12 protein-coding genes are annotated in these 14,902 nt (G+C 56.7%); 11 read left to right on the top strand and 1 reads right to left on the bottom strand.

Going from position 1 to position 14,902, the window contains the following annotated elements; translation table 11 throughout:
- Nucleotides 1–22 precede the first annotated feature (22 nt).
- From cysQ to JXR15_RS03530, 4 genes are read left to right on the top strand one after another with little or no spacing between them, the layout of a single operon-like run.
- Nucleotides 23–820: a 3'(2'),5'-bisphosphate nucleotidase CysQ gene (gene cysQ / locus JXR15_RS03545; RefSeq protein WP_422051851.1), complete on the top strand. Its 798-nt coding sequence runs from the start codon at nt 23–25 to the stop codon at nt 818–820.
- Nucleotides 820–1,620 carry a 3-deoxy-manno-octulosonate cytidylyltransferase gene (locus JXR15_RS03540; protein WP_422051850.1) on the top strand — a complete coding sequence of 267 codons (801 nt, stop codon included), beginning with the start codon at nt 820–822 and terminating at the stop codon, nt 1,618–1,620. The genes cysQ and JXR15_RS03540 overlap by 1 nt, the downstream gene beginning before the upstream one ends.
- Nucleotides 1,617–2,918, top strand: coding sequence for a glycosyltransferase family 2 protein (locus JXR15_RS03535; protein ID WP_422051849.1), 1,302 nt, complete (start codon nt 1,617–1,619; stop codon nt 2,916–2,918). Before JXR15_RS03540 ends, JXR15_RS03535 begins: the two co-directional genes overlap by 4 nt.
- On the top strand, nt 2,915–3,943 hold the full coding sequence (locus JXR15_RS03530; protein ID WP_422051848.1) for an SDR family NAD(P)-dependent oxidoreductase: 1,029 nt from the start codon (nt 2,915–2,917) through the stop codon (nt 3,941–3,943). Before JXR15_RS03535 ends, JXR15_RS03530 begins: the two co-directional genes overlap by 4 nt.
- A 6-nt stretch (nt 3,944–3,949) precedes the next feature.
- Here JXR15_RS03530 and JXR15_RS03525 read toward each other — a convergent pair whose 3' ends face one another.
- Nucleotides 3,950–5,797, bottom strand: a complete 1,848-nt coding sequence (locus JXR15_RS03525) for a polysaccharide biosynthesis protein (protein ID WP_422051847.1) — start codon at nt 5,795–5,797, stop codon at nt 3,950–3,952.
- Nucleotides 5,798–6,268: 471 nt separating this feature from the next.
- Between JXR15_RS03525 and JXR15_RS03520 the strand changes: the two genes are divergently transcribed.
- From JXR15_RS03520 to JXR15_RS03490, 7 genes are all read left to right on the top strand, one after another.
- On the top strand, nt 6,269–7,333 hold the full coding sequence (locus tag JXR15_RS03520; protein WP_422051846.1) for a polysaccharide biosynthesis/export family protein: 1,065 nt from the start codon (nt 6,269–6,271) through the stop codon (nt 7,331–7,333).
- 199 nt (nt 7,334–7,532) lie between these two features.
- Nucleotides 7,533–8,426: a UTP--glucose-1-phosphate uridylyltransferase GalU gene (gene galU, locus JXR15_RS03515; RefSeq protein WP_422051845.1), complete on the top strand. Its 894-nt coding sequence runs from the start codon at nt 7,533–7,535 to the stop codon at nt 8,424–8,426.
- Nucleotides 8,427–8,449: 23 nt separating this feature from the next.
- Complete coding sequence (galE, locus tag JXR15_RS03510; protein ID WP_422051844.1) at nt 8,450–9,433, top strand: UDP-glucose 4-epimerase GalE; 984 nt, start codon at nt 8,450–8,452, stop codon at nt 9,431–9,433.
- A gap of 22 nt (nt 9,434–9,455) precedes the next feature.
- The gene (locus tag JXR15_RS03505; RefSeq protein WP_422051843.1) at nt 9,456–10,664 is read left to right on the top strand and encodes a glycosyltransferase family 4 protein; all 1,209 of its coding nucleotides are present in this window, start codon (nt 9,456–9,458) and stop codon (nt 10,662–10,664) included.
- 48 nt (nt 10,665–10,712) lie between these two features.
- On the top strand, nt 10,713–11,723 hold the full coding sequence (locus JXR15_RS03500) for a glycosyltransferase family 2 protein (protein ID WP_299422566.1): 1,011 nt from the start codon (nt 10,713–10,715) through the stop codon (nt 11,721–11,723).
- Nucleotides 11,720–13,417 (top strand): beta-1,6-N-acetylglucosaminyltransferase, encoded by a 1,698-nt coding sequence (locus JXR15_RS03495; RefSeq protein ID WP_422051842.1) that lies wholly within the window; start codon nt 11,720–11,722, stop codon nt 13,415–13,417. Before JXR15_RS03500 ends, JXR15_RS03495 begins: the two co-directional genes overlap by 4 nt.
- Before the next feature lie 6 nt (nt 13,418–13,423).
- A complete protein-coding gene (locus tag JXR15_RS03490) occupies nt 13,424–14,848 on the top strand; it encodes a nodulation protein NodH (RefSeq protein WP_422051841.1) in 1,425 nt (474 codons plus the stop codon).
- The last annotated feature ends 54 nt before the right edge of the window (nt 14,849–14,902 follow it).

Below are 14,902 nucleotides of genomic sequence, written 5' to 3'. Positions count from 1 at the left end.
AATGCCTTTTAGGAGAAATCCATTGAATTACGACACTTTGATTCCGGTTATTCGTAAGCTGGCCATTGAGGCTGGTGCTGAGATTATGAAGATTTATCAGGCGGATGACTTTGACGTGAATGTCAAAAGCGACGACAGCCCGGTGACGGCGGCGGATGAGGCGGCAGATGCGCTGATTTCAGCTGGCTTGCGGGCTGCTTTTCCCGACGTGATGTTGGTGACGGAAGAACAGGCGGAGAGCCACACAGCGAAAGGCGAAACATTTCTGATCGTTGATCCGCTGGACGGCACCAAAGAGTTCATCCACCGTCGCGGCGATTTTACCGTGAATATCGCCTATGTGGAAAACGGCGTGCCGCAGCGTGGGGTGGTCTATGCACCGGCGCGGGAGCGGATGTTCTTCACGCAAGCCGACGGCCAAGCGGTGGAAGAGACCGGCGCGTTTGATCCGAACACTGTGGGCGACGTGAAAGCGATCAACGTGGCGGACAGCGACAACAGCGCGCTTTATGTGGTGGCGTCCAAGTCGCACCGCGATCAGGCGACAGATGACTACATCAATAAATACAACGTCAAAGATCTGAAGAGCGCGGGTTCGTCTTTGAAATTCTGTCTGGTGGCCACCGGTGAGGCGGATGTCTATCCGCGTGTGGGTCGTACTATGGAGTGGGACACAGCTGCGGGTCATGCGGTGCTTTTGGGCGCTGGCGGGGACGTTGTACGCTTTGATGACCACACGCCCTTGAAGTACGGCAAAGAGGATTTTGCCAACCCGTTCTTCATTGCTTACGCCCCGAAAGTGGAGCTGAAAGAAGCCTGATGTCTGTCTTGATCGTCATTCCGGCGCGTTATGCGTCCACACGTTATCCCGGCAAGCCGCTGGCGGAACTCAAAGGCGCAACCGGAGAGGTCAAAAGCCTGATCCGGCGCAGTTGGGAAGCGGCCTGTGCGGTGAAAGGCGTGGATCGTGTGGTTGTGGCGACGGATGATGATCGCATCAAGGTGGCAAGCGAAGCCTTTGGCGCAGCGGTGGTGATGACCTCGCCGGACTGCGCCAACGGCACCGAACGCTGCGCTGAGGCGTTTGACGTTTTGGGTGGCGGTCATGAGATTGTGGTGAACCTGCAGGGTGATGCGCCACTAACACCGGCATGGTTTGTGGAAGACCTGGTCGCGGGGCTGCGTCGGGATCCGGTGGCGGAGGTGGCAACGCCGGTGTTGCGCTGCGACGGGCGGGCGCTGAACGGCTTTTTGGAAGACCGAAAGGCCGGGCGTGTTGGCGGGACCACAGCGGTGTTTTCCAAAGATCGTCACGCGCTCTATTTTTCCAAAGAGGTGGTGCCGTTTACCGATGCCACCTTTGCCGATGAAGACGACACACCGGTGTTCCACCACGTTGGGGTTTATGCCTACCGGCCGTCTGCGCTGGGCGCCTATCCGCGTTGGGACGCCGGACCGTTGGAGCAGCTGGAAGGGCTAGAGCAGTTGCGCTTCATGGAGCAGGGACGCCAGGTGCTCTGTGTGGAAGTTGAAGCGCGCGGGCGGCAGTTCTGGGAGTTGAACAACCCCGAAGATGTACCACGCATTGAGGCGATGATGGCGCAGATGGGCACCGCATGATGCCGCCCGCCGGACAACCTACCATAAGTGTGGTGGTGGTGAGCCGGCGGCGCCCGGCGGCGCTCAAACGCGCTTTGCTGGGCATTTCACAGCTGCGCTATCCGGCGTTTGAGGTTGTGGTGGTGGCAGATGCTGCTGGATTGGCGGCGGCCAAGGACTTGCCGTTTGGCGATCAGCTCAAAACGGTGGAATACGAAACCCCCAATATTTCGGCGGCGCGTAACCGTGGCATTGCCAATGCGGCGGGCGAAGTGGTTGCGTTTATCGATGACGATGCGGTGCCGGAAACCGGTTGGTTGCACCATCTGGCGGCGCCGTTTGGCAAGCCAGAAGTGGCGGCAGCAGGCGGATATGTGCGCGGGCGCAATGGGATCAGTTTTCAGTGGCAAGCGCAGAGTGTCGATGGCACAGGCGTCGGCCTGCCGTTTGAGATCAAAGGTGATGATCCGGTGGTTCTGACCCCTAATGCGGAACGGGCGATCAAGACCGAAGGCACCAATATGGCGTTTCGGCGCGAGGTGTTGGCAGAGCTGGGTGGATTTGATCCGGCGTTTCACTACTATCTGGATGAAACCGATTTGAACCTGCGGCTGGCGGCAGCGGGGTACAAGACCGCAATTGTGCCGCGGGCCGAAGTGCATCATGGGTTTGCGGAGAACCAACAGCGCACAGCGGCCAGGGTGCCGCGGGATCTGAGCGAAATTGGCGCCAGCAAAGCGGTGTTCTTGCGCAAGCATTGTCCGGTAGGACAGCGGGATGCGGTGTGGAAATCATTCTGTCAGGGGCAGCGGCGGCGGTTGCTAAGCCATATGGTGGCGGGTCACATCATGCCGGGTGATGTGCGCCGATTGATGCGCGGTCTGCAGCAGGGCTATGCCGATGGGCTGACCCGCGTGCTGGGCCAGACGCCGGAGCTGACACGGGCGGCGGAGGGCTTTGCGCCGTTGGAGGTAAAGACTGGCCCGCAGGTGATGCTTTTTGGGCGCTATTGGCGGCGCAAGGCAATTTTGCGCGAGGCCAAGCAGGCCGTGCAGGACGGAAAATCCCCCTCTGTGTTTATCTTTTCACGTACGGGCGTGTTTCATTCGGTGCGGTTTGACCCAGTTGGGTTCTGGCTGCAACGTGGCGGGCTGTTTGGCCGGTCCGAGCGGCGGCAGTCCCTGTTTCGCATTGGCGGCTATGGCGCACGTCTAAAGCAGGAATTTCAACGGGTTGCAGCGCAGCGGCTTTTGTCAGAGACACTGCTTCCCAAACGATTGCAGACAAAACAACAAGCTCAGAAACGGAGCAGATCATGACGCAGGATCAACAACGCACCGCCTTGGTGACAGGCACCGCTGGGTTCATCGGCTTTCACACCGCAGAGCGCCTGTTGCAGGAGGGCTGGAAGGTTGTCGGGCTCGACGCGATAACCGACTATTACGATGTGACCTTAAAAGAGCGGCGTCATGCGATCTTGAAACAGAGCGGGCTGTTCACCGCTGTGGAAGATCGGCTGGAAGGTGATGGCGTGTTGATGGGGCTGTTTGCCGAGCACAAACCGGATGTGGTGATCCACCTCGCAGCGCAGGCCGGGGTGCGCTACTCGATTGATGCGCCGCGCTCCTATGTTGAGGCCAACCTTGTGGGCACGTTTGAGTTGCTGGAGGCCGCACGGGCCTATCCGCCGCAGCATATGTTGCTGGCGTCCACCAGTTCGGCTTATGGCGCCAACACCGAAATGCCGTATGCCGAGACCCATAAGACGGACAATCAGATGTCGTTTTACGCGGCCACCAAGAAGGCCAATGAGGTCATGGCGCATTCCTATGCGCACCTCTATCATCTGCCGACCACAATGTTCCGGTTCTTCACGGTTTATGGTCCATGGGGGCGGCCGGACATGGCGCTGTTCAAATTCACCAAGGCGATTTTGGAAGGCAGCCCAATCGACATCTATAACCACGGCGATATGAGCCGGGATTTTACTTATATTGATGATCTGGTGACCGGCATTGTGAACCTGATTGAGGCTGTTCCGGAAGCGGAGGAGGCACGCGATGTGGCGCGCTCCGGCGATAGCCTGAGCCCAGTTGCACCATGGCGGGTGGTCAATATTGGCAATGGCCAGCCGGTTCAGTTGATGAAGTACGTGGCCGCCATTGAGGCCGCACTGGGCCAAGAGGCCAAGAAAAACTTCATGGACATGCAGCCGGGCGATGTTCCGGCGACTTGGGCGGATGCAAGTTTACTGGAGCAATTGACCGGCACCATTCCGCAAACACCCGTGGAAGAGGGCGTTGCGAAATTTGTGGCGTGGTATCGCGAGTACTACAGCGTTTGAGGGCGCTTAGGATTCGCCTACAACGGAGAGAGCCGGAGCCTTGGGCGGTGTGAGTGCCGCAACTTCGGTTTCTTCGTTTTCCACGTAGCGTTGCAGCGTGGCGGTCAGCAGGGGGAGGTCGCGGGCCTCGATGGCACGTCGGAGATCCTGCAGCGCGCTGGCAATTTGCAGCTCGGAAAGCATTTTCTCCTGCGCCCGCATGATCTTGGGGTGTGGCGTGGTCAACATATCGCTGCCGATGAGCAGCTCTTCGTGCATTTTCTCGCCGGTTTGCAGCCCTGTGAAGCTGATGGCAATGTCGCCGCCGGGGTTGTCTTCATCGCGAATCGAATGGCCTGCGGCCTCAATCATCTTGCGGGCCATGTCATAGATCGACACAGGTTCGCCCATGTCCAACACAAACACATCGCCACCGCGAGAGAAGCTGCCGGTCAGAAGCACCAGACGCACAGCTTCGTCGATGGTCATAAAGAAACGGGTGACGTGGCGGTGGGTCACGGTCACGGGGCCGAGATCGCGGATTTGTTTTTGGAACAGAGGGATCACCGAGCCCGAAGAGCCCAGAACATTGCCAAAGCGCACCATGGAAAATTTGGTGTGCTCAGACCGTTTGGCGAGATCCTGGATGACAAGTTCCGCCATGCGCTTGGTGCTGCCCATCATGGACGACGGGCGCACAGCTTTGTCAGTGGAGACCAAGATGAAACGATCCACGCGTGCCAGACGCGCCTCTTCGGCCAGCACGCGGGTGCCAATCACGTTGTTGCGCACGCCTTCAAAGGCGTTGGCTTCGACCAGATTCACGTGTTTGTAAGCCGCGGCGTGGAACACCACCTCGATCTGATGCTTCATCAAGGTTTCGCGCATAAGCTCCGGGTGTTCGATGCTGCCCAAAACGGCGGTCATGCGAAGACCTGGGTTTTCCTGTTTCAGCTCATTTGCGACTTTGTAGAGCGCAAATTCGCTGTGATCGACCAGGACCAATTCTTTGGGTCGGCAGCGGGCAATTTGGCGACAGAGTTCGCCGCCAATGGACCCACCGGCGCCCGTCACGAGGATCCGATGGTCTCGGTAAGTGCTTTCGGTTTGAGGCAGCTCATTTTCTACTGCATCACGCCCGAGCAGGCTGTCGAGCTTGATAGGCGCTGCAGCGGTGACCTCTTCGCCGCGCAAAACGATGTCGGCAAAGGAGGGCAGGGCCAGCACTTCGCAGTCCAACCCAGACAGCCGTTTGCCAATCCGCAGCCGGACCGCTTGGTTGGCGGAGGGCATGGCGAGCACAACACGGTCAATCCGGTTGCGCCGCACGATAGAGGCGATGCGCTTTGGTGAGTGCACTTTCAGGCCCAGAATGGTGAGTTTGCAGAGGCCTGGATCATCGTCAACAAAGCCGAAGGCTTTGAACTCGTCATCGGTCTGCAGGGCGGCGGCCATTTGCTGACCGGTTTGCCCGGCGCCATAGATAAGCACCTGTTTGCGCGGCATTTGGGCGGCGTAGATCCGCTCCACGATGCGCAACATGAGAAAGCGGCTGCCAACCGAAAGAAAGGCAAACAATGCGCCAAACTCGATCATGGTTTCGACGGTGAGATACGACGGGCCAAAAACTTTGGTCACACCGTAACCAATGCCGGATACAACAACGGCAACCACCACCACTTTGGCAACTTCGTCCATGCCAAAAGTGTTTAGTTTTACTCGATTGAGGCCAAGGCCATGCAGGGCAATGGCTGCAACAGCGAGCACAATCGGTAGATACCACGCAACGGTTGTCCAAGATGTCGATTCGGAGGTGTTGGAAAAGGCCAGACAGAGCGCGAGCGCAACGGCTGACAGGTCGACGAGCAGAAGCACGCACGCCTTCTGAAAATGCGTCAGATTGGATAGGACTTTGAAAAGCATAATGTTTGCTCACAAATCGGGTCAAATAAGATCGTCTAAAAATACGTCTTGAGACTTCGCTCAAAAATGTGGGAGTTCTTCCCGGAGAGTATTTGTAGTGGGTCGTTTGGCAGTGCCGTGTTGAGGCAGGCACAGATCGTTTATATTACAGGTTTTGGAAAATTTGAATTGGTTTCTAGCGTTTTTGTTAATAACTGCCGCGCCCGGTGTCGAGCGTGCACAAAACGCAGGCGTTTTGGCCTTGCGCACAGCACAACGCGTTGCCGCCGTAACTGGCTCTTAAAGGAGTCGGACAGGACACAGTCTTGGTAAAAGTTAACCATCGGTGCTTGTTTTTGTGCGGAAACCGGTTCTAAAAGAGTGGAAAATTTTATGAGGCAAGTTATGGGGCACTTGGGTTTAAAGGCAGTTTTGGTGCTGGCCATGCTTACCATCGCTGCGTGTGCATTGCCGCGTGGCGGGCCGATTGCGTCAGAAGTTGTTGGAGAGTCCGCAACCCCGGAAGATATCCAAGTTACAGAAGTTACCCGACAGAACGTGTCCCAAATTGGCAAGTGGCCGGAAACCGGTTGGCATGGCCATTACCATTGGTTTGCGCGCACGCCAGGCCCGAAAAGCCGGCTTATTCAGACCGGGGATCTGGTCACATTGACGGTTTGGGACAATCAGGAAAACTCGTTGTTGTTGGGCCCGGCAGACCGATCTGTTCCGTTGCGGCCGGTGGAGGTCACTGAAGCGGGCACGATCTTTGTGCCTTACGTGAACGACATTATGGTGGCGGGGTTGACGCCGTATCAGGCGCGCGAAAAAATTCAGAGCCAGATGACCCCGATCGCACCTTCCGCACAGGTGCAGATCGACGTGACGCCCGGCCCTTCGAACTCTGTGGATGTTGTCACCGGCGTTGAGACACCGAGCCGGTTGCCTTTGTCAGACCGCAATGTGTCGATTTTGTCGGTGATCGCACAGTCCGGGGGGGTAAGTCCAAATATCGAGAACCCGCTGGTGCGTTTGCAACGGCAGGGAAAGTCTTATGAGATCCCACTGGACAGCCTGCTAAAAGACCCCGCCAAGAATGTGATTATGCGCGGTGGAGATCATGTGATTGTTGAGGAAGAGAAGCGGTATTTCATTGCCGTGGGCTCCACCACCAAAGAAGAACTGGTCTACTTTCATCAAGAGCATATCACAGCTATGGAGGCCGTCTCGCTTTTGGGGGGCTTGAACGATGCACGTGCAAACCCTCAGGCGCTGTTTATTTTGCGCGAGTATCCCAAGACAGCCGTCCGCCAAGACGGCACGGGACCGGGGTCTGAACATGTTATTTTTCAGTTTGATTTAACCAAAGCGGATGAGTTGTTTGGGGCGAAGAACTTTCAGGTACAGCCAGCGGATATCGTCATCGCCAGCGAGTCGGCGGTGAAGCCAGCCCAAGCGGCGATTGCCCTGGTTGGGTCGATGTTTGCCATCTCAAACACATTTAACTGATGCAGTTCGGAGTGTTGGGTATTAAAAGACCGACGCAAACATGACTCGAAAAACTTGCTTTTGTTGGTATAGAAATGAATGCGAAATCGTGTTATCGCAACAAACAATTTGAAACAGAAATTTTATCATCTAAACGATAATTTGTTGATTGGTGTCGGATGTTGTGGCGCCAATGCACAGTGACCAGAAAGAGCGACGTATGCAGCGTAAAGTTACTAAGGCCATTTTTCCTGTAGCAGGTTTGGGCACCCGTTTTCTGCCGGCGACAAAATCGGTACCCAAGGAAATCATGACATTGGTGGATCGTCCGTTGATCCAATACGCGATTGATGAGGCCCGTGAGGCGGGCATCAAGGAATTCATCTTTGTAACCTCGCGCGGTAAAGGCGCGCTGGAGGATTACTTTGATTGTGCGCCGCAATTGGAGCAAACCCTGCGCGAGAAAGGCAAGACCGAGCTGTTGGAAGCTGTGGAAGCCACCAATATGGAAAGCGGCGCTATTGCTTATATTCGCCAGCACAGGGCCATGGGGCTTGGCCATGCGGTGGCCTGTGCCAGCCGTTTGGTGGCGGATGAGCCATTTGCGGTGATCCTGCCGGATGATGTGATTGCCGGTGAAACCTCCTGTCTCAAGCAGATGGTGGATGCGTATCAGGAAACCGGTGGCTGCATGGTTGCGGCGATGGAAGTGCCGCCGGCAAAAGCCTCCTCTTATGGTGTGCTGGATGTGAAAGAAGATATGGGGTCGATGGTTTCCGTTAAAGGCATGGTGGAAAAACCTGCACCAGGGACCGAGCCGTCCAATCTGGCGGTGATTGGCCGTTATATTCTGACACCAGACATCTTCACCAACCTCAAAGGACAGGGTGAAGGCGCGGGCGGTGAGATCCAGCTGACCGACGCGATTGCCACCGAGATTGCCAAAGGTGAAAACGTGTTTGGCTATCGCTTCCAAGGGCAGCGTTACGACTGCGGCTCCAAGGCAGGCTTCCTGCAAGCGACCGTGGCCTTTGCGCTGGAGCGGGATGATTTGCGTGACGAGCTGTCCCAGTATCTTGAAGAGCTGATCGTGGCGCGTCGCGCGGCCGAATAAGACTCCCTGAAAGGACTACGATTGTGAACCACGTAATCGTCACTGGCGGCGCGGGCTATATTGGCTCGCACGCATGTAAAGCTTTGGCCAACGCAGGTTTTATTCCTGTCACTTTCGACAATCTCGTGACCGGGTGGGAAGATGCGGTGAAGTTTGGCCCGTTTGAGCAGGGAGACTTACTTGACCGGGGGCAGCTGGACGCGGTGTTTGCCAAATATGAACCGGTTGCTGTGATGCATTTTGCGGCGCTGTCCCAGGTTGGCGAAAGCATGAAGGAGCCGGGCAAATACTGGCGCAACAACGTGCAGGGCTCGCTGAATCTGATTGAGGCGACGGTGGATGCCGGCGTGCGCAACTTTGTGTTTTCCTCCACCTGTGCGACCTACGGCGACCATGACAATGTGACGCTTGATGAGAGTGTCGAACAATTGCCGATCAACGCCTATGGCGCGTCCAAACGGGCCATTGAGGACATGTTGCGTGACTTTGATGCCGCCCACGGGCTGCATTCTGTGGTCTTCCGGTACTTCAATGTGGCGGGGGCGGACCCGGAGGCCGAAGTGGGTGAGTTCCACCAACCGGAAACCCATCTGATCCCGTTGATGTTAGATGCGATTGACGGCAAGCGCGATGCACTGACGATTTTTGGCACCGATTACGACACGCCGGATGGCACCTGCATTCGCGACTATGTGCATGTCTGCGATCTGGTGGATGCGCATGTGTTGGGGCTTAAGCGTCTTGTGGATGGGCATGGTAGCCGCGTGTTCAATCTAGGCACGGGCACCGGGTTCTCTGTGCGTGAGGTGATTGACCAGTCGCGTGCGGTGACGAATCGCGAGGTGCCTTACAATGAAGGGCCGAGACGGCCTGGCGATTGCACAAAGCTGGTCTCCGGCTCGACACGGGCGGAGAAAGAGCTAGGGTGGGAGCCGAAACGCTCCAAGATGGACCTGATGATTGCCGATGCATGGAGATGGCATCAGACCGGGCATTACGACAAGTAATCCCCCCGCTCGACTTCTGGAAATGACACGCGTGCTGGCTCTTGCCGGGCGGCGGCCGTCTGGTGTGGACCGGGTGTGCCTGGCCTATCTGCGCGCGCTGTTGGCAGATGGTGTGCCGTGCTTTGGCCTGGTGCGCACCGGACTGGGCTATGTGCTGTTGGATCGGGCTGGTATGCAAGCCTGTCTGGACGCGATCGAGGGCCGGCGGCGGTGGCCGGAACCGGATCTGGTCTCCCGCATGCGGCACCGTGCAGGCAGCCCACGGCGGGTGCCGGACACGCTGGCGCGACAGGTGGCCATGGCGCGGGCGCGCCCGGGGGCGTTGGCGCGTATTTTCCGGCGGCATTTGCCCGAGGGCTGCGTTTACATCAACGTCGATCAGACCACATTCACCACCCGCGTGGCACAAGCCGTGAAGGGCATTAAGGGCGGCAAGATTACGGTGTTTTTGCATGACACCATCCCGCTGGACCACCCGCAGTATCAGACGCCGCGATCTGTTGAAAAGCTGGCGTCCATTTTGAAGCGCTGTGCCAGTTATGCGGATTTGATCCTGACCAATTCGCATGTGTCGGCCGCAGATATCGCCCGCCACATGTCGCCCTTGGGGCCTGTGCCTCCCGTTGAGGTTGCGCACCTTGGGGTGGAGGTCGATTTTTTCGAAAACGAGAACAATGACGCCGGCCCAAAGATTGAAGCGCCATATTTTTTGCATGTGGGTACAATTGAGCCGCGCAAAAACATCGGCTTCCTGTTGGATCTTTGGGAAGGGCTTGTGGAGCGGTGGCCTGCATCTGATGTCCCGCGTCTGGTGATTGCAGGACGGCGCGGTTGGGAAAGTCGAGAGGCTCTGGAGCGTCTCGAATCAATCCCGTTGAGAGACAAGTTTATGTTGGAATTTAACGATTTAGATGATGTTGAGCTGCGTGCTCTTGTTGCGGGAGCGGCTGGCTTGCTGTTCCCGAGCCATGCGGAAGGGTTTGGCTTGCCGCCGGTGGAGGCGGCGGCGATGGGCGTGCCGGTGGTGGCCAATACCCTCCCTGTTTTACGGGAAATTCTTGGGGATTATCCCATTTACGCAAGCGTTTCAGATGTTTATCTATGGGAAACAATAATCAGGTCTCTGGCGACGGCGCAGGCGGTGGCACAGGAGTCCGGATCGGGACCAGAAGCACGCTTTTCTCCCCCTACGTGGGAGGCGCATTTCAACACGGTCTTAAGGGTCACGTGATAGATCCTGTGGTCGGACCTTCAGAGAATAGGAAAGGTTGAGACAGGGGTGAGCGCGCTGCAATCATATCGGCTTCGGATCAGACGCCGGCATCGCCTTGCGCGCGCCATCCGTAAGCGGCGTGAGTTGCGTAGCATGGTGGACCGCACTGCGCAGATCAAGTCGTCGGACTTGTTGGCATTTTCCACCCTGCGCAATGAGCATGTTCGGCTGCCGTATTTCCTCGACTACTATCGCAATAAGGGTATCAACCATTTCCTGATCGTGGACAACGACAGCGATGACGGCTCGCTGGAGTATCTGATGGAACAGCCGGATGTGTCGGTGTGGCACACCCGCAAGAGCTATAAGAAGTCCAAGTTTGGCGTGGATTGGCTCAACTGGTTGCAGTTCCGCTATGGGCACAATCATTGGTGTCTGACCGTCGATCCCGATGAGTTTTTTATCTACCCGTTCTGTGACACGCGCCCGATTCGGGCGTTGACCGATTGGCTGGATGCGAGTTCGATCAAGTCGTTCAGCGCGATGTTGCTGGATATGTATCCGCGTGGACCAATCACCGAGCAGCCGTATCAGGCGGGGCAGGATCCTATGGAGATTGCCTGCTGGTTTGATGCGGGCAATTACACGATGACCAAAAATCCGCAGTACGGAAACCTTTGGATTCAAGGTGGGCCTCGGTCTCGGGTGTTTTTTCCAAATGAACCGGAATTGGCGCCCGCGTTGAACAAGATCCCGCTGGTGAAATGGAACCGGCGCTATTGTTATGCCAGCTCGACCCATATGCTGCTGCCGCGTGGTTTGAACCAAGTCTACGATGAGTGGGGTGGGGAGAAGGCGTCTGGCTTGCTGCTGCACGCAAAATTTTTGGACACGTTTACCGCCAAGGCGGAAGAGGAGTTGGAGCGCAATCAGCACTACTCTGCCAGTGTCGAATACAAGGCTTATGCCGAGCGGCTGCGCGATGCGCCGGAGCTGTGGTGCAAGTGGAGCGAGAAATACATCAACTGGCGCCAGCTTGAGATTTTGGGGCTCATGTCCAAGGGGAACTGGGCATGAGTGTGGGCATTCTCATGTTGGTGCACACCGCGTTTGACCGGGCGGAACAAGTGGCGCGACACTGGACCAAATATGGCTGTCCGGTGGTGATTCATGTGGATGCCTCGGTGAAGCCGAAGGTCCATAAGAAGTTTGTGAAAGCGTTGGAAGACGTGCCGGATGTGCGCTTTTGCAAGCGGCACAAATGTGAGTGGGGCGATTGGGGGTTGGTCGCGGCCAGCCAAGCCGCAGGGGAGACCATGCTGGCCGAGTTCCCGGAGGTGCGCCACATTTACCTCTCATCAGGATCGTGCCTGCCATTGCGCCCGGTTCAGGAGCTCAAAGACTATTTGGCGGCGCGGCCACGTACGGACTTCATCGAGAGTGCGACCACGGCGGATGTGCCCTGGACCGTGGGCGGTTTGGATGCGGAACGGTTCACGCTGCACTTCCCGTTCTCCTGGAAGAAGCACCGCTTCCTGTTTGACAAATGGGTGGATATCCAGCGCTTCTTGCGGGTGAAACGCAAGATCCCCAATGGGGTTGTGCCACATATGGGCAGCCAGTGGTGGTGCCTGACACGCCAGACGTTGTCGGCGATTTTGCAGGACCCAGACCGGGAGACCTTTGATAAGTATTTCAAACGGGTGTGGATTCCCGATGAGAGCTATTTCCAGACCCTGTCACGGTTGTACTCAAGCAATATCGAGAGCCGCTCTCTGACGCTGTCGAAATTCGATTTCCAAGGCAAACCGCATATTTTTTACGACGATCATTTGCAGCTCTTGCGGCGCTCGGATTGCTTTGTTGCCCGTAAGATCTGGCCGCGTGCCAACAAGCTTTATAACGGATTTTTGCGCAGCCCTGAGGGGGCGATCAAAATGAGCGAGCCCAATCCGGCGAAGATTGACCGGATTTTTGCCAAAGCGGTGGAGCGCCGCACCAAAGGGCGCACGGGCCTTTATATGCAGAGCCGGTTTCCCAATGAAGGTTGGGAAAACGGCATGACCTTTGGGCGATATTCCGTCTTTCAGGGGTTCACGCAGCTTTTTGAAGACTTTGAACCATGGTTGGCGCGCGCGACTGGTGCGCGGGTGCATGGGCACTTGTTTTCCCCGGAAGGTGCGGAGTTTGAAGGTGGGCAGAAAGTGATCAATGGGGCGTTGAGTGACGCGCCCAAGAATCGCGACTACAACTCGATTGCCTTTTTGGCCAGCTTGATCTGGAACACACGCGGTGAACGCCAGTGTTTCCAGGTGGGGCCGCGTGACGAAGGGGCGCCGGTGTGGTTCTTTGCCAAAGACCCCAACGCGCAGGTGTCGGTGATTAGTGGCGCTTGGGCGATCCCGTTGTTTAAGTCGAACCTGAATTTTGCGGATATTCGAAAAGAGGCCGCGCGGCTTCAGAAACTGGAAAATGACCAGTTGTTTGCGCTGCGCAGCCCCTATGCCAAGGCGCGGGTGCGCATTTGGACTTTGGCGGAGTTCATTGAAGCCCCGATGGAGCCGTTGCAGACCATTATTGACGAGATTGGCCCGGAAAAGGCACGCCGCTTGGCTGAGGCGCCGACAATGACGGATTTGACCGGTTTTGGTCAGTTCCTGCAAAACCTGAAAAACCAAGGTATGCACCCTTACCTGATGGGTGATTTCCCAGTATCTCAAGGTGAGGCGGATCAGAAGAAACCGCCACGGAAACCCTATTTGGTGCAGTAATATATTATGATCAATCCCTTTGATTACTTTGTGGTCTTTGCCGAAATGCGGACCGGGTCCAACTTTCTGGAAGCCAATATCAACGAGTTTGAGGGGCTGAGTTGTCTGGGCGAAGTGTTCAACCCCCACTTTATTGGATACCCCAACAAAGATGACAGTCTTGGGGTGACGCTTGAGCAACGCACCGATGACCCGCAGGTCATGATTGATGCGGTGAAATCGAACGAGGTGTTGTCTGGGTTTCGCTATTTCCACGATCACGAACCCCGTGTCCTCAACACGATGCTGGAGGATCCGCGCTGTGCCAAGATTGTGCTGACGCGCAACCCTTTGGACAGCTACGTGAGTTGGAAAATTGCTCAGGAAACCGGCCAGTGGAAATTGACTGATGTGCGTCGCCGACGTGACAGCACAGTCAAATTTGACGGACTTGAGTTCCGGCGCCACGTAGAGGATTTGCAGGACTTCCAGGTGTCGTTGATGCGGGCGCTGCAATTGAGCGGACAGACGGCGTTTTATGTGGCTTATGAGGATCTGCAGGACATTCAGGTGATGAATGGTCTGGCGCGCTTTCTGGGGCATGAGGAAGAGCTTGAGGGCTTGAACCAGAAGCTCAAGCGACAGAACCCAAGCCCCCTGTCGGAGAAGGTGTCCAATTTTGGCGAAGTGACGCTGGCGCTGGCTGATTTGGACAGGTTTAACCTTAACCGCACGCCGAACTTTGAACCGCGTCGCGGGGCGGCTGTGCCCAGCTATGTTGCCTGTGCGGCCGCGCCGCTGTTGTATCTGCCGATACGATCCGGACCGCAGGACGTGGTCACCCAATGGATGGCGAAGCTGGACCGTATTGAGACCGACGGGTTGATCCGGAATTTCAGCCAAAAAAGTCTGCGCCAGTGGAAAAAAGCCCATAAGGGGCACCGCAGCTTTACCGTGATCCGGCATCCGGTGGTGCGGGCGCATGCGGCCTTCTGTGAGTGCATTCTGGCAGCGGAGAGCGGCGTCTATAAGCAGATCCGCAAAACGCTGCGTCGTGTCTACAAGATGCCTTTGCCAAAAGACCCGCCAGGGGCGGGGTATACCGCAGAGGAGCACCGCGCCGGGTTTGTGGCGTTCTTAGGGTTCGTGAGGGCGAATCTCGCCGGGCAAACCAGCCTGCGGCAGGATGCACATTGGGTCAGTCAGGCCACAGCGATGCAGGGATTCGGTGACTTGGCCTTGCCGGATATGATTGTGCGCGAAGATGAGATGATGAGCTATTTGCCAGCTCTGGCGATGCAGGTGGGGCGCGTGGACGCGCCTGATCCTGAAGGTGTTGATCCGGGGCATCCGGTGGCACTTGCAGACATCTATGACGCAGAGATTGAGAAGCTCTGTGAGGATATCTACAAGCGGGACTATATCGCTTTTGGATTTGAGAGCTGGAAGTAAGTACGCGCCGTCAGCGGGGCTGCGGCGCGTTGAAAGTCTCACTTATCGGTTGGC

It is taken from the genome of Shimia sp., assembly GCF_049116215.1.
Classification (GTDB): Bacteria; Pseudomonadota; Alphaproteobacteria; order Rhodobacterales; family Rhodobacteraceae; genus Shimia.
The sequence above is the reverse complement of the archived record's forward strand: the minus strand, read 5'-3'. Positions and strand labels throughout refer to the sequence as shown.